Origin of the sequence: Agromyces kandeliae (assembly GCF_009674665.1) — a bacterium.
Taxonomy (GTDB): Bacteria; Actinomycetota; Actinomycetes; order Actinomycetales; family Microbacteriaceae; genus Agromyces; species Agromyces kandeliae.
This window is the reverse complement of sequence record NZ_WKJD01000012.1, coordinates 198,602-218,297: the sequence shown is the minus strand read 5'-3', so window position 1 is coordinate 218,297 and position 19,696 is coordinate 198,602. Positions and strand designations below refer to the sequence as shown.

The 19,696-nt window shown below is 72.5% G+C and carries 18 protein-coding genes; 13 read left to right on the top strand and 5 right to left on the bottom strand.

The window, feature by feature from the left end; translation table 11 throughout:
* Nucleotides 1-2: 2 nt before the first annotated feature.
* The 5 genes from GJR97_RS17855 to GJR97_RS08090 all read left to right on the top strand — a co-directional run bounded on the left by GJR97_RS17855 (nt 3) and on the right by GJR97_RS08090 (nt 5,331).
* Nucleotides 3-1,223, top strand: a complete 1,221-nt coding sequence (locus GJR97_RS17855) for a hypothetical protein (protein WP_195760641.1) — start codon at nt 3-5, stop codon at nt 1,221-1,223.
* Complete coding sequence (locus GJR97_RS08105) at nt 1,220-2,287, top strand: glycosyltransferase (protein WP_195760640.1); 1,068 nt, start codon at nt 1,220-1,222, stop codon at nt 2,285-2,287. The genes GJR97_RS17855 and GJR97_RS08105 overlap by 4 nt, the downstream gene beginning before the upstream one ends.
* Nucleotides 2,284-3,165 (top strand): nucleotidyltransferase family protein, encoded by an 882-nt coding sequence (locus tag GJR97_RS08100; RefSeq protein ID WP_154345974.1) that lies wholly within the window; start codon nt 2,284-2,286, stop codon nt 3,163-3,165. The genes GJR97_RS08105 and GJR97_RS08100 overlap by 4 nt, the downstream gene beginning before the upstream one ends.
* The gene (locus GJR97_RS08095) at nt 3,165-3,431 is read left to right on the top strand and encodes a PqqD family protein (RefSeq protein ID WP_154345973.1); all 267 of its coding nucleotides are present in this window, start codon (nt 3,165-3,167) and stop codon (nt 3,429-3,431) included. The genes GJR97_RS08100 and GJR97_RS08095 overlap by 1 nt, the downstream gene beginning before the upstream one ends.
* A 91-nt stretch (nt 3,432-3,522) precedes the next feature.
* The gene (locus GJR97_RS08090) at nt 3,523-5,331 is read left to right on the top strand and encodes an ABC transporter ATP-binding protein (protein ID WP_154345972.1); all 1,809 of its coding nucleotides are present in this window, start codon (nt 3,523-3,525) and stop codon (nt 5,329-5,331) included.
* 9 nt (nt 5,332-5,340) lie between these two features.
* On the opposite strand, the gene GJR97_RS08085 is transcribed toward GJR97_RS08090, so the two are convergent.
* The gene (locus GJR97_RS08085; RefSeq protein ID WP_154345971.1) at nt 5,341-6,219 is read right to left on the bottom strand and encodes a glycosyltransferase family 2 protein; all 879 of its coding nucleotides are present in this window, start codon (nt 6,217-6,219) and stop codon (nt 5,341-5,343) included.
* A 49-nt stretch (nt 6,220-6,268) separates the two neighbouring features.
* Nucleotides 6,269-7,273: a hypothetical protein gene (locus tag GJR97_RS08080; protein ID WP_154345970.1), complete on the bottom strand. Its 1,005-nt coding sequence runs from the start codon at nt 7,271-7,273 to the stop codon at nt 6,269-6,271.
* Nucleotides 7,274-7,340: 67 nt separating this feature from the next.
* On the opposite strand from GJR97_RS08080, the gene GJR97_RS08075 reads away from it, so the two are divergent.
* Nucleotides 7,341-8,309 carry a glycosyltransferase family 2 protein gene (locus GJR97_RS08075; protein ID WP_154345969.1) on the top strand — a complete coding sequence of 323 codons (969 nt, stop codon included), beginning with the start codon at nt 7,341-7,343 and terminating at the stop codon, nt 8,307-8,309.
* Here GJR97_RS08075 and GJR97_RS08070 read toward each other — a convergent pair whose 3' ends face one another.
* Nucleotides 8,310-9,317, bottom strand: coding sequence for a glycosyltransferase family 2 protein (locus GJR97_RS08070; RefSeq protein ID WP_154345968.1), 1,008 nt, complete (start codon nt 9,315-9,317; stop codon nt 8,310-8,312). It abuts the gene before it with no gap.
* Between the two features lie 102 nt (nt 9,318-9,419).
* On the opposite strand from GJR97_RS08070, the gene GJR97_RS08065 reads away from it, so the two are divergent.
* Nucleotides 9,420-10,793, top strand: coding sequence for an O-antigen ligase family protein (locus GJR97_RS08065; protein ID WP_154345967.1), 1,374 nt, complete (start codon nt 9,420-9,422; stop codon nt 10,791-10,793).
* Here the strand turns inward: GJR97_RS08065 and GJR97_RS08060 are convergent.
* Nucleotides 10,790-11,935, bottom strand: a complete 1,146-nt coding sequence (locus GJR97_RS08060) for a P-loop NTPase family protein (RefSeq protein ID WP_195760639.1) — start codon at nt 11,933-11,935, stop codon at nt 10,790-10,792. The genes GJR97_RS08065 and GJR97_RS08060 overlap by 4 nt on opposite strands.
* A gap of 70 nt (nt 11,936-12,005) precedes the next feature.
* Here GJR97_RS08060 and GJR97_RS08055 point away from each other — a divergent pair, with 70 nt between their 5' ends.
* From GJR97_RS08055 to GJR97_RS18720, 3 genes are all read left to right on the top strand, one after another.
* The gene (locus GJR97_RS08055; protein ID WP_195760638.1) at nt 12,006-13,538 is read left to right on the top strand and encodes a polysaccharide biosynthesis tyrosine autokinase; all 1,533 of its coding nucleotides are present in this window, start codon (nt 12,006-12,008) and stop codon (nt 13,536-13,538) included.
* A gap of 72 nt (nt 13,539-13,610) precedes the next feature.
* A complete protein-coding gene (locus GJR97_RS18725) occupies nt 13,611-14,765 on the top strand; it encodes a glycosyltransferase family 4 protein (protein WP_154345964.1) in 1,155 nt (384 codons plus the stop codon).
* Entirely contained in the window at nt 14,762-15,667 is a 906-nt protein-coding gene (locus GJR97_RS18720; protein WP_154345963.1) for a polysaccharide pyruvyl transferase family protein, read from the top strand. The genes GJR97_RS18725 and GJR97_RS18720 overlap by 4 nt, the downstream gene beginning before the upstream one ends.
* Nucleotides 15,668-15,706: 39 nt before the next feature.
* On the opposite strand, the gene GJR97_RS08040 is transcribed toward GJR97_RS18720, so the two are convergent.
* On the bottom strand, nt 15,707-16,774 hold the full coding sequence (locus GJR97_RS08040) for a glycosyltransferase family 4 protein (RefSeq protein ID WP_154345962.1): 1,068 nt from the start codon (nt 16,772-16,774) through the stop codon (nt 15,707-15,709).
* A 349-nt stretch (nt 16,775-17,123) separates the two neighbouring features.
* On the opposite strand from GJR97_RS08040, the gene GJR97_RS08035 reads away from it, so the two are divergent.
* From GJR97_RS08035 to GJR97_RS08025, 3 genes are all read left to right on the top strand, one after another.
* Nucleotides 17,124-17,711 (top strand): hypothetical protein, encoded by a 588-nt coding sequence (locus GJR97_RS08035; protein WP_154345961.1) that lies wholly within the window; start codon nt 17,124-17,126, stop codon nt 17,709-17,711.
* Between the two features lie 91 nt (nt 17,712-17,802).
* Nucleotides 17,803-18,966: a glycosyltransferase family 4 protein gene (locus GJR97_RS08030; RefSeq protein WP_154345960.1), complete on the top strand. Its 1,164-nt coding sequence runs from the start codon at nt 17,803-17,805 to the stop codon at nt 18,964-18,966.
* A 123-nt stretch (nt 18,967-19,089) separates the two neighbouring features.
* A complete protein-coding gene (locus GJR97_RS08025) occupies nt 19,090-19,692 on the top strand; it encodes a hypothetical protein (RefSeq protein WP_154345959.1) in 603 nt (200 codons plus the stop codon).
* Nucleotides 19,693-19,696: the final 4 nt, after the last annotated feature.

The window sequence follows — 19,696 nt, the reverse complement described above, 5'->3', positions numbered from 1 at the left end:
GGATGACGATCGTCATCGGGACGCCGGTCGTGGGGGCCGGCGGCGGCCGGATCACCTACGAGGTCGGTCTCCACGGCGTCGAGGGCGTCGAACGCCTCTGGTTCTCCCTGCCGGAGTCGGCGTCGGGGTTCGTGAATCCCAGGGCGGATGCCGCGGTGCTGGCGCTGCTCATGCCCGCGATGCGGCAGCGGCGCGACCTCGTCGTCGAGGGCACGGTCACGGACGAGCTCGTCTGGAACCTCGGGCACGACGTCCCGGTGATACTGCGGGGCGTGCGGCCGGAGCTCTCGGGCATCGCCATCGACGCGCGCGACGCCGCGCGTCCGATCGGCGCGGCGGGGCAGGCGGTCGTCACCGCGTACTCCGCCGGGGTGGACTCGTACGCCGCACTGGCCCGACACCACTTCGCGCCCGACACGCCGGACTCGCTGCGCGTCACGCACCTCCTCTACAACAACGTCGGTTCGCATGGTCGGGGCGACCGCGGGCGAGAGCTCTACCGACGTCGCCTGGAACCGATCCGCGCCGGAGCGGCCACGATGGGCCTGCCACTCTTCGACGTGGACTCGAACCTCGACGACCTGTACTCGGCGTCGGGGCTCGGCTTCCAGCAGACCCACACGATGCGCAACGCCGCCGTCGCCCACCTCCTCGCCAGCGGCGTCCGCCTCTTCCTGTACGCATCCTCGGTGCCGTACGAGGAGGTCTCGACGACGGCGATGTACGACCTCTCGTACGCCGATCCGGTGCTGCTTCCGGCGCTGTCGGCCGGAGCGCTGTCCCTCCGTCCATCGGGGGCCGACCTGGATCGGGCGCAGAAGACCGCGCTCGTCGCGCAGGTGCCGCACTCCTACGGCCGGCTCGACGTCTGCACAGAATCGGTCGACGGCACGAACTGCTCGACGTGCTGGAAGTGCCGGCGGACGATCCTGACGCTCGACCTGCTCGGGGCCCTCGACCACTACCGGAGCGTCTTCGACGTCCCGGACGATCCGCGATGGCGGGAGGAGTTCCTCCGCGAGGCACTCGATCGGATGCTCGAGCCGAGATCGCAGCCGAGCACGCGCGGGGCCGTGCAGCTGTACGACGAGCGCGTGGGGATTCCGAGGGCGTGGCGCGCGGCGGCCCGCGGTCGGGCGAGCGTGAGGGCCGCGCGCCGCGCAGCCCGGTCGACCGTGCGGAGTGCGGCGCGCCTCGTGCGCTCGCGGAGGGACCGAACGTGACCGACCTCGTCCTCGCGCACGACTACCTCGTGCAGGTCGGCGGCGCCGAGCGCGTCGTCGCCGACTGGGTCGAGGGGTTCGGCTCGAAGCGCGTCGTCACCCTCGCGTATCGCCCGGAGACGACCTTCGACGCCTTCCGCCGGGTCGACGTTCGCGCCTCCATTCCCGCCGGCCTCGCCGGTCAGGTCGAGCGGATGCTCCCGGCGCTGCCGGCGATCGCGGCGCGCACCACGGTCGCCGGAGGCGACGTCGCACTCGTCTCGTCGAGCGGGTGGGCGCATCGGTTCCGCTTCGAGATCCCGCACGTCGTCTACGTGCACAGCCCGGCCCGCTGGCTCTACGCGGCCGACGACTACCGGATGCGGCTGAGCGCGGTGCGTCGCGCCGGGTTGACGGTCAGCACGCCGATCCTGCGTTCCGGCGACCGCGAGGCGATGGCGCGCGCCGCGGCGATCGTCGCCAACTCGGAGGTCACCCGCGAGCGGATCCGGTCGGCGTACGGCCTCGAGTCGACGGTCGTGCACCCGCCGGTGCAGCCGGTCTCGGACCGCTCGACGCCGCCCGCACGCGACCTCCCCGACGCGTTCGCGGTGGTCGTCGCACGCGATCGCGGCTACAAGAACGTTCCGCTCGCCGTCGACGCCGCGCGTGAGGCGGGCCTCGCGATCGCCGTCGTCGGGGCCGGATCCGAGTCCCTCGACGACCCGGGTGCGGGCGTTCACGGACTCGGTCGCGTGAGCGACGACGAGCTCTGCTGGGTGTACCGACATGCCGCGGTGGTGGTCGGCGCCGGCCGCGAGGACTTCGGGCTCACGGTGCTCGAGGCCGCGCTCGAGGGCACGCCTGCGGCCACGGTCGCGGCGGGCGGGTACCTCGAGACGGTCCGGCCCGGGGTGAGCGGCGCGCACGCGGCATCCGCCACGGTGGCCGACCTCGCGGAGGCGATCCGCGTCGCCCGGACCGCGGATCCCTCCGACGTCCGGGAATGGGGACTCGCGTTCCGGCGCGATGCCCACGTCGACCGGCTCAGTAGCCTGATCGACGAGGCGGTGCGGCGAGCGTGAGCGAATCCGAGGTGACGGTGCCGCTTCCGGTGCGCCTGCGATTCGGGCACGCAGCGGTGCAGCAGGTCGCCAACACCGCCGGGCTCGACGTCCTCCACATCAAGGGGGTCGCGGTCGATCCCGAACTGCGGCCGACCGGGTACGCCGGCAGCGACGTCGACGTGCTCGTCCGTCCGGCCCACGTCGCCGCGATCGACCGGGCCCTCCGAGCGGGCGGCTGGACCCTCTACAGCACGTTCGAGCACGGCTCGCCGTTCGGCCACGCGCAGACGTACCTCCACGAGTCCTGGGGCTACCTCGACATCCACCGGTACTTCCCGGGCATCCGGCTCGAGCCGGAGCGCGCGTTCGAGCTGCTGTGGGAGGACCTGCATCGGATCGAGCTCGCCGGGACCTCGTGCCGCGTGCCGAGCCCGGCGGCGCAGGCGGTCATCCTCGTGCTCAACGCGGCGCGCTCCGCGAAGGGCGATCGCGCCGACGTGCTCACCGTGTGGAGCGACGCGGACGACGAGCGCCGGGAGGAGATCACGGAGCTCGTGGGACGCCTGCACGCCGAGGTCGCGTTCGCGGCGGCGGCGGGCGGCCTCGAGCGATTCCGGGACGATCGCGAGTACCCGCTCTGGAAGGTGGTGTCCGAGGGCGGTTCGCGTGCGGCCGAGTGGTGGGCTCGCATCAGGGCCGCGCCCAGCGCCCGCGATCGCCTGCGTCTCGTCGCGCGCGCTCCGCGGGTGAACGTCGAGCACCTCGCGCACCGCCTCGGGCGCACGCCGTCGCGCTGGGACATCGCCGTCGAGTTCCTGCGGCGTCCGCTCAGCGGAGTCGGCGAGGGCGTCCGTTCGCTCTACCGCAGGTTCGGGCCGCGAAGGGTGGTGCGCTGATGGCCGGCTATCGGCTGGCGGATGCCGCGGGCGTCGTCGAGCACGAGGACGTCGTCTACGTGGCGACGCTCCCCGGTGGTCCGATCGCCGTGCTGTCCGGCGTCGCGGGACTGATCCTCCTCGAAGCCTGCGACGGCCCCGCGACCACGCTCGTCGAGCGCGTCGCCGAGTTGACCGCGGTCGACCCCGAGGAGATCCGGGCGCACGTCGAGGGCTTCGTCGGCGACCTCGTCGAGCGCGGCCTGCTGGTCCGCGAGGTGTCCTGACCCACCCGAGCGGCGCCCGGCTCCGAGGCGCGGCTATGATTCCGGGAGGCCCGCCCGCTCCCACCCGAGGGCGAGGTGCGGAGGGAACCGAATGGCACGAATCGCTCGCGAGCGGAGCCTGACGTCTCAGCTGCGCATGATGCTCGACATGGCCGGCGCCGACCCGAAGCGCTGGGTGTTCAGCACGGTGGGTGCGTCCCTGGCACTGGCCGCGCTCGACACGATCGGCGTCGCTGCGATGGTCCCCCTGACGCAGCTCTTCACCGGCGACACCTCCAACTGGTTCGTCCAGTGGATCTCAGGCGCCCTCGGCACCGAGGAGCTCTCGACCCTCATCCCGGTGGTCGCGGCGTTCATCACCCTCGTGTTCCTCGTGAAGAGCGTCGGAGCGATCGCCTTCCGGTGGTCGCTGCTCGGACGCACGACTCGGATCTCCGCCCTCTCGTCGGCCGAGCTCGCGCGTCGGTACGCGCTCGCGCCGTACGCCGACCACCGATCGCGTCGGATCAGCGAGATCTACCGGAACATCAACGACGCGACGGGCCAGTCCGCCAGCGTGCTGCTCGGGGTCGTGAGCCTCGCCTCCGACGTGGTCGTGCTCGGCGGCATCATCGTGGTGCTGCTGCTGACCTCCGTGTCGGTGACGCTGTTCGCCGTCGGCCTGTTCGGCGTGCTGGTGTTCGGGGTGCAGATGCTGCTCCGACGCCGGCAGTACCGCATCGGCGAGGAGCTCGCGGCCGCGGGGCTCGAGGCGTGGCAGTTCCTGCTCCCGGGGCTCGACGGATTCCGCGAGGCCAGGCTGACGTCGAGCGCCAACACGTTCATCGACGGATTCCGCGAGGCCAGGATGCGGCGCGCACGGGCCTCGAGGGTCATGGGCATCCTGTCCGACGCGCCGCGGTACCTGCTCGAGATCGGGTTCGTCGTCGCGATCCTCGGCATCTCGGTGATCCTGTTCACCACCGGGACTCCCGCTGAAGCGCTCACCGTGCTCGGCGTGTTCGCCGCGGCCTCCCTCCGCGCCCTCCCCGGCCTCAACCGGGTGGCGGCCAACCTCGCGACGATCCGCACCGGGCGAGCCGGACTGGAGATCGTCTCGAAGGCCGTCGACGACCTCGCCGCGGGCGGCGTGCACGACGAACGCCCGCGCAGCTCCGAGTCGTTCACCGGCGACATCGAGCTCCGGGGACTCGGCTTCCACTACCCCGATTCAGAGGAGTACGTGCTCCGCGGCATCACGCTGGACATCCGTGAGAACCGCACGACGGCGTTCGTCGGCTCGAGCGGGGCGGGCAAGAGCACGCTGCTCGACATCGTGCTGGGACTCCTGGGGCCGACCGAGGGCGAGGTCCTCGTCGGCGGCCGATCGATCGCCGATGACCTCGCCACCTGGTACTCCGGCCTGGGCGTGGTGCCGCAGGACGTCTTCCTGCTCAACGACACCCTGACGACGAACATCGCGTTCGGCGTCGCGCGCGACGCGGTCGACCTGGCCCGCGTGCGCGACGTGATCCGGATGGCGCAGCTCGACGACCTCGTCGCCGACCTGCCGGACGGCCTGGACACGATCGTCGGCGAGCGCGGTGTCCGGCTCTCGGGCGGCCAGCGCCAGCGCATCGGCCTCGCTCGGGCGCTGTACCGGAGGCCGCGCGTACTCGTGCTCGACGAGGCGACGTCCGCGCTGGACAACGTCACCGAGCACGAGATCGCGAACACGCTGGGCGCGCTGCAGGGCATGATGACGATCGTCATCGTCGCGCACCGCCTGTCGACCGTGCGGCACTCCGACACCCTCGTGTTCCTGAAGGACGGGCACGTCGAGGCGGAGGGCACGTTCGACGAGGTCCGCGCGGCCAGCCCGGACTTCGCGCGGCTCGTGGAGCTCGGCGAGCTCGACTGACGCGACCGCTCAGGTGCGCGGGGCAGGGCCCCGGCTCCCGGGCAGCCGGGTCAGGATCGGACGGAGCACCCGGACGCGCTCCAGTGCGCGCCGGCCCGGCAGCACGGATCGTGCCAGGCCGGCCGGCGTGAGCCGGGTGGGGGGCACGCCGAACTCCGCGGCGACCCCGCGCCCGATGGGCCGGCCGAAGCCGCCGAGGGACACGCCCGAATGGTTCTCGCCGGTGCCGACCCGGTACAGCGCGGCCGGGAACCCGATCGGTTCGAGCGGTCGCCCCGCGGCGGCGAGGTCCTGGCTCAGGTGGCGGTGGGATCCGATGTGGCGGAACAGGCGCTCGCCGAACGCGTCGCGCAGCTCGTCCTGCCCGGCGTCGGGACCGACGCCCTCGGGGAGCGAGTACAGCTCCGGCCGGACGATGAACGCGGTGCCGCAGTGGCGGTGGAACTCGGCCTGACGCCGGATGGCCCGCCGTTCGTTCGACCACCGCCATCCGTCGACGATGCGCCATCCGTCGGCGCCGGGGTCGGCTGCCGACAGGGACGCGAGCCGGTTCGAGACCATGTCGTCCGCGTCGAACAGCATCACGTGGTCTGGGGCGGTCGCTCGTGCCGCGAGCAGGCCGACCGCGAGCTTCGTGCCCTTGTCGAGGAGGACCGCGTCCCGACCGGTGATGGGGCCTCGCACGTCGCTCGGAGGAGGGAAGTCCACCCCGACCCAGTTGACCGGATCCGGGAGCCGCTCCGGCCGGCGGTTCCCGACGACCCAGACGCTGAAGGCGTCGTGCTCCTGGCGCAGCACCGACCGCAGCGAGTCCATGAGGAGCTGCTCCACGCCGGCGTAGTCGGCGCTGTTGCGCGGATGCCGAAGCGACGTGATGAAGGCGAGCACCGTGCCAACCTAGCCGAGGTCGGGACGACGGGCGGATCGCCGGGATCGATCAGGTGGTCGCCCTGATGCGCCGATCGAGCTCGTCCATCAGCTCCGCGCTCGCTGCCGGGTCGACCTTGCGGCAGAAGGCCGAGCCCGACGCGACGAGCTCCTCGAGGTCGTCGAGGCGGACGACGGTCGGCTGGTCGAGCGCGACGTCCCAGGTGACGTGCGTGACCGGAGGCAGTGCTGCCGGCTCGGACCGCCACGAGAGCGGCGTGACGAGCGCCGACTCGTCGGGGATGATCGTGCGGCGGTAGAACCGGCGGAGCCTCGAGCCCGTCGCGAGATCCTCGTCGAGGAGCGCGTCGAGCAGCGGTCTCGGGAGGGCGAGCCATTGGCTGCCGAGATGGCAGGGGTGCTCGGCGGAGAACGGGGTGCGTCGGCGGATGCCCCAGAAGACGCCGCGACCGCGGGTGACGACCCGCACGCTCGCGAGCGGCTCGAGGCGGAGCGCGACGGCGCCGCGGACCCGGCGCAGCCCGGCTCCGAGCCGGCCGCCGACGCGGACGCGCCGACGCGCAGGCGGAGTCTGGAACCAGCGGTACGCGTAGCGGGTGAGCTCGTCGTCTCCCTCGCCGCGACGGCGACCCCACCGTGGGCGGTACCGGATGGCGTGGGCCTGTCCGACCCACGTCTCCGCCGCGAGCACCTCCTCCTCCCACTCGTCGAGCCGGCGCACGGGGTAGTCCTGACCGGAGACGAGCGCGACGAGCGCGGGATCCACGAGGTCGCGCACGATCGCGAACGACCGCAGTGTCGCCTCGACGAGCTCCCACGAGCCCCAGTCGGTGGCGAGGCCGTGCTCGACGACCCGCACGCGGGGGTCGCCGCCGTCGCTCGGGGGGCGGGTGCGTCGCGCGTCGTGTGCGACGAGGACGAAGGCCCCGGGGCTCGACGCGAGGATGGCGCGCACCAGTCGTTCGACCTGAGCCGGGTCGGCATGGCTGAGCACCACGTAGGCCGCTCGGACCGGGGGCCGCGCAGGGGTCGCGACAGGGTCATCCGGGGCCATGGCGAAAGCATAGGGCGCGACCCCCGTGGATAGAATCGGCCCGGTACCGGCCGACGAACGGGAGACCATGGGCGACTCACCCGAGCTGAGCGTGTGCATCGTCACCTACGAGCGCCCCGAGTTCCTCAGGCGATGCCTGGGCTCGCTGGCCCGGGGCCTCGCGCCGGAGACCGAGATCGTCGTGGTGGATGCCTCGGCGGAGGACCGCCGCGACATCGCCGACGAGTTCGACCACCCGGTCGTGTACGTGCATGCGCCGCAGCTCGCCGGGTGGATGACGCGCTCGCGCAACGAGGCGCTCCGGCACGTGCACGGCGCGATCGTGAGCTTCCTCGACGACGACGTCGTGCTCCGACCCGGGTGGGAGCGCGCCCTGCTCGACGCGTTCGCCGATCCGGCGGTGGCAGCCGTCTCCGGCCGCACGTGCAACGGCCTCCCCGGCGAGGAGCACTACGCGAAGCCGATCGGCCGCCTGCTCGAGGACGGCACCCTGACCGACGGCTTCGCCTCGTCGCCGGACGCACCGCAGGCCGTCGACCACGGCATCGGCGCGAACATGTCGTTCCGCCGCTCGGTGCTCGCGGACCTCGGCGGCTTCCGCGACGACTACCCCGGCACGGCGCTCCGCGAGGACACGGACATCTTCCTGCGCATCCGCGCCCTCGGCGGCCGGGCGGTCTTCGCGCCCGATGCCGCGGTGGACCACCTGCCCGCACCCCACGTGCGCGGTGCGCGGTTCGACACCCGCTACAAGCTCTACGGCCGACGCAACCACATGGTGCTGCTCGCCCGCTACGACGGCATCCGATCGCCGATGCTGCGCAGGTGGGTGCGGGTGCAGTTCCGGGCGATCGGGCGGGCGGGCGGCCTCGGCGCTCGACTGAAGCGGCTCGCGGTCACGGTGGTCGGGGTGGGCTGGGGGTGGTTCGCGGCACTGCGGTCCGCGTCGTGGCATCCGCTGCCCCCGCGTCGGGACGACGCGCTCGGCCGCGAACTCCGCGCGACGCTCGGGGCGCCGGCGGACGCCTCGGCCTGATCAGGCCCGACGGGGCCCGCCGACGCCGGTGATGCGCCGAACCGACGCCTGCACCCACCGCGGTGCGGCGGCGCGCACCCGATCGGACCGACGGGGAAGGATGTCCCGCGCGATCGCGAGCGCTTCCCGGTACGAGCGCAGGTCCCTCGCCCGCCGGCACGCGCGCAGCGCCCAGCCGAGCACGAAGCGGTAGTTCGTGCGGTAGGCGTCGAGCGGTCGATGAGCCGGCGTCGGGAGGTCGGTGGGCTGCCAGAACGACCGGATGGCGCGCAGCGCGGTGAGTCCCTTGAGCGGCGACCCGGTGCGCGTGATCGAGTTCGGCAGGTCGCGGAAGAAGGCGAGGCGGTCGCGGATGAGCCGCCACTCGGTGAGCCGGGCGACGTTGACGTACATGACCCAGTCCTGCGCGGTGACCATGCCGTGCGGGAACGCGCCGGCTCGCAGCAGCAGGTCGCGGCGGACGGCCGTCGTGCTCATCGACCCCCGCATGCGCTCGAGCAGAAGGTCGAAGCTGCGTCCCTCGATCTCGAGGTACGACAGGTCCCTCGTCGGCACGGCCGTCCGGATCGCCTCGAGGCAGTCGTCGAGCGTGTCCGCGGAGAACTCGTCGTCGGGACCGGCCTCGGCGGCGAAGCTCCAGTAGGCCGCGTTCATGGCGCCGATCTCCGGCGAGGCGATCACCTCGGCCTCGATGCGCGCCAGGTACTCGGGGTGCAGGAGGTCGTCGTCGTCGAGGAAGCAGACCCAGTCCGTCCGAGCGGCCGCGACCCCCGCGTTCCGGGCCGCCGCGACCCCGGCCTTCTCGATCGGCCGGAACTCGACCGGCAGGTCGCGCAGGGCGTCGCCCGCGGGGTCGTCGAGCCCGTCCGCCACCACGATCACCTGGTCGAACGGGCGGCGCTGCCGCATGGCGCTCGCGACCGCCTGGCGTACGAAGTCGGGCCGCTGGTGCGTGGGCACGACCAGCGCGAACGTCGGCGCCGCGGCATCCGCCTCTCGATCCTGCACGCGGTCATGCTAGCGGCGATGCCGGGCCGGGCGTACGGTGCCGTCCACGACGAGCGGGGGCGCCTGCGATACTGGAGCGAATCTCACCGAAGGACCGGGGCCATGAGTTCGACCAAGGAGCGCCGGGCGATCCGGCATCTCCGGATCGCCGAATGGTGGGCGGGCGCATGGCGCTGGGTCGTCATGGCGTTCGGCGCGGTCGTGGTCGTCTACCTCCTGCTCGATCGCGGCGCCCAGGGCGGGGCCGTGCTGGCCGTGGTGCTCGCCGCGCTCGTCGTCGCCGCATCGCTCACCGGGTCCAAGCCGCTCGCGATCGCCCTCTTCGCCGTCCCGGGCCTGATGATCCCGCAGCGGATCGGCATCGGCGGCGGCGACCTGTCGGTGTCGGATGCCGCGCTCGCCGCGGCGTTCGGCACGGCGCTCCTCCTCGGGCAGAGGCCGTACAGCGTGCCGCTCCGACGGCTGCTCATGCTGAACCTCGTCTACCAGTTCGCCACGCTGCTCACCGTGCTCGCGAACCCCTACCTCGCGAACACCATCGAGTGGGTGCACGCCTGGATGCTGGTCTCCGGTGCCCTGATCGTCGGGTGGGCCCTCGGCGCGGCGGGGTACGCCCGCCTCGCGCTCTCGCTGATCGTGTTCACCGCCTGCATCCTGGCGGGCATCACCCTGATCCAGGCGCTCTCGCAGTACGCGGTGGGCAACCTCGGACCGGCAGCGCCCGCGTGGCCGATCCCGATGCACAAGAACTTCGTCGGAACGGTCTGCGCCTTCGCGGCGGTCGTGGCCTACCTGAACCCGGACTGGGTCGGCTGGACCAAGGGGTGGTCGAGGCTGGCGTTCTGGCTCTGCGTCGCCGCGGTCGTGGCGTCCCAGTCGCGGCAGGCCCTGATCGGGCTGATGGCCGCGGTGATGATCGCGGTGATCCGCCGGAGCACGTCGCGACGCTCGCGCATCCTGATCCTGCTCCTCCTGGTGCCCGCGGCGTGGTTGATCATCTCGATGGTCGCGGAGCAGGTCCAGTCGCAGAACGAGCACAACTCGGTGTTCCAGCGCCTGGACTGGTTCCGGGAGGTCTACCTCTTCTGGCGTGAGGCGCCGCTGTTCGGCCACGGGCTGAGGTACTGGTACCAGCCCGGGAGCCTCGGCTACCAACCTCCGCAGGGCGAGCTCGAGGTGCTCGCCAGCGCCGGCATCGTCGGCCTCCTGGCCTTCGCCGTGATGTGGATCGGCATCCTGCTGGTGCTGTGGCACATCGATCCGCGCTTCGGCACGCTGGCCGTCGCCGCGGTGCTCTCACGCCTGGTGCAGGCCCAGTTCGACCTGTTCTGGGTGGCCGCGCAGGTCTCCATCCCGTTCGTCATCGCGGGGATCTGCCTCGGCGCGATGGACCGTGAGCAACGTCGCGATGAGGCGGAGGCGCTGGGCCCGCCGGGGCGGGCCCTCTCCGGACCGGTCTCGCGCGGCGGCCGCTAGGCGCGCACGAGCAGGTCTGCGGCGACCAGCTCGTCGAGCGTCGCGTCGACCACCGTCGACGGGTCGATGTTCGCCGGCGGCGCCGGCATCTCGCGCAGCGCCGCCTGGGTGAGCTCCGCCGCGGTCGAATCGGAGGCGGCGAACCAGAGGACCGGGCCGAGTCCGTCGAGCACGGTCACCAGGTTGGTGCGGAACACGACGAGGGCATCGTCGACGCTGAGCGCATCGCGGTACTGGCCGCGTCGGTAGACGGTGCCCGGGGCGGCCTCGACGACGACCTCCTCCTCGCCGAGCTTGGCGCCGCAGTCGCAGTCGTTCGTGGAGACGCCGACGTCGACCAGGTGGGGCGACTCGTCCGTGCCCGCGGCGAGGACCTCGTCGATGAGGCCGGCGAGGGTCTCCGCCTCGGAGTACACCAGTCGTCGCACCCCGCCCGTGGACACGATCGTCGAGATCAGCGTCCGAATCGGGTTGGGCAGCGACGCGAGGAAGCTCGTCTGCGGCACGAGCTCCTCGAGCGCCTCGAGCACCGGGACGGTCTCGACGTAGGGCGCCTCGACGTCGTCGCGCCGGTCGAGCACGACGATCGCGCCGAGGACGAGCGGTGCGTCGGGCAGGCCGAGCAGGCCTTCCGCGGATGCGGGGAGCGGCGTCTTCGCATCGGGGTCCGTGCCGATCGAGAGCGGCTTGCGGTACGGGACGACCTCGCCGTCGGGATACACGGCGAGCGTCTCGTCGGTCACGTAGCCGAAGTGGCGCCCGAGTGCGCGCGAGGCGGTCGTCTTTCCGCGACCCGAGGGGCCGACGAGCGCGATCACGCGCCCGTCGTCGAGCGCGACCGCTCCTGCGTGCAGCATCAGGGCCGAGCCGCTGAGGCCGGCGATGCCGGCGAGCGTCGCCTCGGAGACGATCCGCGAGGCGAGCTGCTCCGCCGAATGCGCGGAGACGACGCGGTGCTCCGGGTCGTTCGACAGCCTGCCGTTGCCCATGTTGGCGGTCAGTGTGATCGTCGGTTCGGCCCGGTCCTCCACGAGGTCGATCCAGTGGCCGCGGATCCGGTCACGGACGTCGTCGGGCACCGAGGCGTCGAAGTCCACGCGGACCACGGAGTCGAGGACACGCACGTCGAAGGCGGTTGACATACCATGGACCCTACTCGCTCATGGTTCACCGCACCGCGGATGGAATCGGTGGCACGACCCGGAGGTGTCCATGGAACTGCGCGACTACCTCCGCGGGCTGCGCCGGCACTGGGTGGCGATCGTCCTGCTGACGCTCGTCGGCGTCGGCGCCGGGTACGGCTGGACGGTGCTCCAGACGCCCGTGTACGTCGCGAGCACGAGCGGCATCGTGCAGTCGACCGGCGAGGGCGACGTCGTCAATGCGTCGCTCGGTGACAGCGTCGCGCGCTCGCGCGTCCCGTCGTACCTGGTGATGGCCGGGTGGACCGACGTCGCACAGGGCGTCATCGACGACCTCGAGCTCACCACCACGCCGGAGGCCCTGATCCAGCGCGTCACCGTCGACAACCCCAGCGGCACGGTCATCCTCAGCGTGACCGCGGAGGCGTCGACAGCCGAGGATGCGCGGCGATTGGCCGAGGCGTGGCTCACGTCGCTCGGCACGGTCGTCGAGGAGGTCGAGATCGAGAGCAGCCCGACCGGTGCGGCGCCCGTCCAGGTCGTCACCCGCGAATCGGCCTCGCTGCCCTCCAGTCCCGCCTTCCCGGACGTCCAGACCGCGTTGATCGTGGGCGGCGTGCTCGGCCTCGGCTTCGGCGTCGCCTTCGCGATGATCCGCACGGCCGCCGACCGCCGCATCCGCTCCGCCGAGGACACCGAGTCCAAGACCGGCGTGGCCGTCGTCGGCACCATCCCGTGGGTCGCCGGGTTCGACTCGGGTGAGCGGCTGGTCGACACGTCCGCGGCGAACCGCACCGGCAGGTCGGGCACCTTCGCGGTCTCCGAGTCGCTCCGTTCGTTGCGCACGAACCTGCAGTTCATGGACGTCGACCACCCGCCGAAGACGATCGTGGTCACCAGCCCGCTCCCCGGCGACGGCAAGTCGACCATCGCCTGCAACCTCGCGCTGACGCTCGCCGCCGCCGGTACGACGGTCGTGCTCGTCGACGGCGACCTGCGCCGTTCGATGGTCGCGAAGACGATGGGCCTGCCGAGCGGTGCCGGACTCAGCGACGTCCTGGCCGGCCGTGCTGCGCTGTCCGAGGTGCTGCAGCGCACGCCGAAGTCGAACAACCTCCTCGTGCTGGCCGCGGGCAGCGTGCCCCCGAACCCCAGCGAGGTGCTGGGCTCCGAGCGCATGCACACCCTCATCGCCGACCTCACGAAGCACGCGACGGTGATCATCGATGCCCCCCCGCTCCTGCCCGTCACCGACGGCGCGGTGCTGGCCCACCAGGCCGACGGTGCGCTCGTCGTCGTGACGCTCGGCAAGACCACCTACGACCTCCTCGACAAGGCGCTCGACACCCTCCGCAAGGCGCGCGGTCGAGCGCTCGGCATCGTCCTGAACAAGGCGCCGATCCGGGGCGCCGATGCCGCGACCTACTCGTACGAGTACCGGCGCGACTACACGTCGTCGTCCGGCCCGGAGGCCCAGCCCGAGGAGGGCGCGGGCGAGACGCCGAAGGCGACACCGAAGCGGCGCGGGCACAAGCGGAACGCCGCGAAGGACGCCGAGCTCGTGACGGAGCCGCCGGCCGACGAGCGCGGCGCTCGCGACTGACGCGTGACCGGACCGCAGTCCGACGGCGCGCCACGCGCGGCAACCGTCGCTCGTCGCCCGCGGGTCGCCCTCGTGAGCTCGTCGTATGCGCCCCATGTCGGCGGCGTCGAGGAGCACGTGCGCCAGGTCGCGCACGAGCTGCAGTCGAACGGCTGCGCGGTCGAGGTCTGGTCCGTCGACCGGGGCACGGGACCCGTCGTGCGGGATGTCGAGGGCGTGACCGTGCGCTACCTGCCGACGCCGCTGCCCTCGGGGTCGATCGGCGGGGTGGGGCGATTCCTTCGTGCCCTTCCCGATGCGTGGCGGCGCTGGCGGCGGGCGACCCGCGACTTCCGGCCGAGCGTGATCCACGTCCACTGCTTCGGACCCAACGGCGTCTACGCCCTCGCGCTCAGCCGACGGTTCCGCCTGCCGCTCGTCGTCACCTCGCACGGCGAGACGGTGGCCGACGACCACGCCGTGTTCCAGCGTTCCGCCGTCCTGCGGACCGCGCTGCGCCGTGCGCTGCGCCGGGCGTCGGCCGTGACGGCGCCGTCGTCGTTCGTGCTCGATGAGCTGCGCAGCGACTTCGGGCTCGTCGACGGGGAAGTGGTGCCCAATGGCGTCGACCTGTCGCTGGTCGGCGATGCCGACCGCAGCCCGTTCGACGGGCGCTACGTGCTCGCGGTGGGCAGGCTCGGTCGGGTGAAGGGCTTCGACCTGCTCGTCGAGGCCATGGACGGCATCGACCTCGACGCCGACGTCCGGCTGGTGGTCGTCGGCGACGGCCCGGAGCAGGGCGTTCTCGAGGCGCTCGTCGCCGATCGCGGCCCCGCGGAGCGCGTCGAGTTCGCGGGCCGCCTCGCCCCGGCCGCGGTCGCGGACGCGATGGCCGGTGCGCTCTCGGTCGTCGTGCCGAGCCGGATGGAGGCGTTCGGCATCGTCGCCCTCGAGGCCTGGCGGAGCGGCGCACCGCTCGTCATGACCGACCGCGGCGGGGCACCCGGCTTCGTCAGGGACGGCGTGGACGGCATCCTGGTCGATCCGCTGGACGGCGCGGCGCTGCGCGCGGCGATCGTCCGCGTCGTCGGCGATGAGCGGCTGCGCGCCGCGCTGGTCGCCGCAGGACGGCAGCGGGTGCCGGAGTTCACGTGGGCACGGGTCGCCCGCGCGTACGAGGACCGGTACGAGGCGATCGCCGATGGGCGCCGAGACGGCCCGGGGGCGATGAAGGGGGCGGCCCGGTGACGTACACGAACCCCGTGCGCCGGCGCGTTCGCCAACTGCGCCGGCTCGCCGCAGCGGCGACGCACCCGGCGATGTGGCGCGGGGGCGTCGTCGTGCCCGCGACCTGGTGGGACGGCCACCCGAACTTCGGCGACGACCTCACGCCGTGGCTGCTGCCCGCGTACGGCGTGGCGCCGGTGCACCGCGTGGCGGGCCGGGCACGCCTGTCCGGCGTCGGCAGCATCCTCGAGTTCCTGCCCGGGGACTTCGCGGGCGCCGTGTGGGGCAGCGGACTGATGTACGGGCGTCGGCACCCGCTGCCTCATGCGAAGGTGCTGGCAGTGCGCGGCCACCTCACGCGCGAGCTGATCGGCGCACCCGACGACGTCGCGCTCGGCGACCCGGGCATCCTCGTCTCGCGTCGCGTCGACCGCGCGCGCGTGCGCTGGGACGTCGCGCTCGTGCCGCACGGGCATCACCGGAAGCACGAGCCGTTCATGTCGATGGCGGATGCCGCGGGGCTGCGAGTCCACGTCGTCGACGTGCACCAGCCGGCGGCGCGGGTCGTGCGCGAGATCGCCGCCGCCGACGCGGTCGTCACGACCTCGTTGCACGGACTCGTGACCGCGGACGCGTACGGGATCCCGGCGACCTGGACGATGCTCGAGCCAGCGCTCAGCGGTGGGCCGTTCAAGTTCCACGACTACGAATCGGTGATCACCCCGGGGTCCACGCGGTTCGCGCCGTTCGACGAGGCGGCCGGACTCCGGGGCATGCTCGACGCGGCGGGCGTCGCCCCGCGGGAGACCGTCGAGCGAGCGTCCGACGACCTCGAGCGCTCCATCGCGCGGCTGGGCGACGTCGTCCCGGGGTTGCCGCGCTTCCCCTTCGGTGCCGTCGGCGTGCTCGCCGGCCGCGGGTAGCGGCGACGCGGCGGGAGCACGGGCCCGAGGGTTGCCGGCTCAGGCCAGCGACGCCCAGACGCGGGCGTGCGCCTCGGCGCAGCGTTCCCAGGTGAACTCGCCCGCGCGGGCTCGACCTGCGTCGATCATCGCGTCGAGCCGCGACCCGCCCGTGGCATCCAGCAGGCCGGCGGCGATCGCCGGACCGGTCGGCTCGACGAGGATGCCGGCGTCGCCGACGACCTCGGGCAGCGAGCTCGTCGCGGCCGCGACGACGGGGACGTTCGCGGCCATGGCCTCGAGCGCTGGCAGGCCGAAGCCCTCGTAGAGCGACGGGACGACCACGACCTCCGCGCCGGCGACGAGGCCGGGCATCACGGCGTCGGGCAGCCTGCCCACGAGGCGCGTCCCGGGCATCCCGTCGAAGAGCGCGGTGCGCCGCGGATGGGCGGGCCCGGCGAGCACGAGCTCGAGCTCGGGCCGCTCCCGGTGGACGAGGGGCCAGGCCTCGGCGAGGGCCTCGAGGTTCTTGCGTCGGGTGGCGCCGCCTGCGTGCAGCACGTAGCGCTCGGGCAGCCCGTGGGCGTGCTTCGCCGCGGAGTCGAGCGGTGCCGCGTCGAAGAACCTCGTGTCGACGCCGTTGTGCACGACGTGGGGTTCGCGGATGCCGAGCAGCTCGACCGCCTCGCGTGCGCTGAACTCGGATACGCAGATGACGGCGGCGGCACGGCGGGCCTCCTCGATCGCCGCAGGCACCGGGGCCGACTCGTCGGGGAAGCGCCACGCCACGACGTCGTGCACCGTGATGACGTCGGCGTGCGGGGCGGGCGGCAGCTCGAGCGCCATCCGATGCACGACTGAGTCGCCGGCGTAGAGCAGGCGTCCGACGGCGCGCCGCTGCGACGCCGAAGCACGGGCGATGCGGCCGAGGGGCAGCCGCCGGTTGCCGGCGAGGCCGGAGCGCAGCGATCGGAGCACGAGCCGCCGGTAGCGCCAGTCGCGCTCGTCCACGGCCGAGAGGGCGGATGCCGCGCGGCCGGCGACCTGCTCCTGGTACGCCTGGGCTCCCATCGGGGTGTCGGTCGCGATGGTGGCGATCGTCAGGCGAGGGGCGTCACGGGGCGTCATGTTCGGCGGGTCCCTCCGGCTGGGTATCGCCCCGCCGGGCCGGCGGCCGATGCGTCCGAATCTAGTCACCCCGGCGGAGCGGGTGCCAGTCGTATGCGGACGCATCGAGGTTGCCTCCGGGAGAGCGGTTGCAGACCGGAATCCGTCGGCCGACCGCAGGATATGTCACCCGAAGGTGGGGTGCATCGGTGCCGAACGAGGAAGCCTCGACCCCTAGAGTTGGCTGTGAAAACCAGATAATGTTCGCTGGTACCCGCACAGCCCGTACCGTGCACCACAACCCGAGAACGTGACCCGACAGCTTCGGCAGAGGGTCGTCCTACCACAGCAACCATCCAGGAGGATCACAATGAGCGACCTCGAAGAGCCGAAGAAGTCCGGCGTCTCCCGACGCACGGTCGCGAAGGCCATGGCGTGGTCGGTTCCTGCCGTCGCCCTCGCCGTCCCCGCTCCCGCCTACGCCGCGTCCGGCCCGCCCCCCGAGGTGCTGGTCGGCGTCGCCTGTAAGCTGCCCGGCAACAGCATCAACCAGAAGTGCGCCGACATCTTCGCGCAGCTTCCGGGTCTCGACACCAGCAAGGCCTACGCCATCCCGCTGCTGATCACGAACAACACGTCGAAGGACATCGTCCTCAAGCCGTCGATCTCGATCCTCTCGTCGGGGCTGCCGTTCAGCGTCGTGGGCATCATCCCCGACTACTGCACGCCGATCGCGCCGGGTGAGTCGGTCAAGGTCATCGTGTACGCGAACTCCGACAACAGCGCGAACACGTCGGTCGACCTGGCCCTGACGATCCCGTGGGGTCACGACTGCGCCGACAACGACCACCCGCCGATCTTCATCCCCTCGTTCACGGTCGACGCGTTCCCGCCGTGCTCGAGCAAGGTCCCGTTCCCGACGGGCTCGCCGAGCTGCGACCCGCCGTTCTACCAGTAGTCCGGCGACACGGATTCGAGGGTGCGCTGCTCCGGCAGCGCACCCTCTTCCGTTCCCGCCGTACGCCGACGACGTCGAAGGAGTCACCCGGGTGAGGCCCGTCATCCACGCCATCACACCGGGCGACCACTTCTCGCCGCGCACGGGGTCGGCGATCCCCACCGTCGTGCACGGGCTGGCCGGCGCCGCCGCGCGTGATCCGGATCCGGTCCCGCAGTCGGTCCTCATCGACCGCTCGACCATGACGCCGCGCTACGACAGCGCCGCCGCCATCGAGTACGACCGCGGCCCGTGGCTCCGCCGCAACGATCGCGCGCGCGACCTCGTGCGCGGCCGCCTCGGTCTCACGAGGGCCGCGAGCGCGAGATTCCACGGCTCCTCCGCCGACGTGCTGCGTGAGATCGAGCCGTCCTTCGTGCTCGCCCACAACGCCCCAGTCCTCCCCGGACTGCTGCGCGACACCCCGCACCGCGTCGTGCTCTACGCGCACAACGACGTGCTCCGCAGCTACACCCGTCGCGAGGCGCGCCGGGCGCTCGGCGACGTGGCCGGCATCATCAGCGTGAGCCACGCGCTCGCGGCGCAGCTGCGGGACTCGCTCCCCTCGAGCCTCGCGGAGCGCATCCACGTGGTCGGGAACGGCGTCGACGTGGAGCGGTTCCACCCCGACGGCGACCCCGACGGACGGAGCGGGCCCGACACGGCTCGCCCGCTGCGCGTCGCCTTCGTCGGGCGCGTGATCCGCGAGAAGGGTCCGGATGTGCTGCTCCGCGCAGCGAGGCGGCTCGCCCGACCCGACGTGGAGTTCGTCGTGGTCGGCAGCCACGGGTTCGCGCGGGACGCCGTCCTGTCCGGCTACGAGCAGGAGCTTCGCAGGCTGGCCGAGGAGAGCGGCGCCCGCGTGCGCTTCGAGCCCTTCGTCGACCGCGAGGCCCTGCCCCGCCTGCTCCGCGAGCTCGACGTGTTCGTGGTGCCGTCGCGCTGGCCCGACCCGTGTCCGCTGACCGCAGGAGAGGGCATGGCGTCAGGCGTGCCGGTGATCGCAAGCAGGATCGGCGGGCTGCCCGAGGTCGTCGGCGACGCCGGCATCCTCGTTCCCCCGGACGACCCCGATGCGCTCGCCACGGCGATCGGCCGCCTCGCCGACGACCCCGCGGAGCGGATCCGCCGTGCGGAGGCATCGCGAACGCATGCCATGGCGCACGACTGGACGTGGGCCTGGTCCAACCTCCGGTCGGTCCTCGACGTACTCTGAGGGACCCTCCGTTCGGGGGGGTGCTCGGACTCTGGTGGCCGCCCGGCGAACGCGCTAGGTTGCGGCCTGAACGGCCTTGACCGCAGATCGACCCGATCGAGGAGGCTGCGAAGGAGGATCCAGATGAGTGATCTCGAAGAGCCGAAGAAGTCCGGCGTCTCCCGACGCACGGTCGCGAAGGCCATGGCGTGGTCCGTTCCGGCCGTCGCGCTCGCCGTTCCGGCGCCCGCCTACGCCGCGTCCGGCCCGCCGCCGGACGTGCTGGTCGGCGTCGCCTGCAAGCTGCCCGGCAACAGCGTCAACCAGAAGTGCGCCGACATCTTCGCGCAGCTTCCGGGTCTCGACACGAGCAAGGCGTACGCGATCCCGCTGCTGATCACCAACAACACCTCGAAGAGCATCGTCCTGAAGCCGTCGATCTCGATCATCTCGTCGGGGCTGCCGTTCACCGTCGTGGGCATCATCCCCACGTACTGCACGGCGATCGCGCCAGGGGCGTCGGTCAAGGTCATCGTCTACGCGAACTCCGACAACAGCGCGAACACGTCGGTCGACCTCGCGATCACGATCCCGTGGGGCCACGACTGCGCCGACACCGACCACGCGCCGATCTTCATCCCCTCGTTCACGGTCGACGCGTTCCCGCCGTGCTCGAGCAACGTGCCGTTCCCGACGGGCGCGCCCAGCTGCGACCCGCCGTTCTACCAGGAGGGGCCGGCGACCTAGGGGC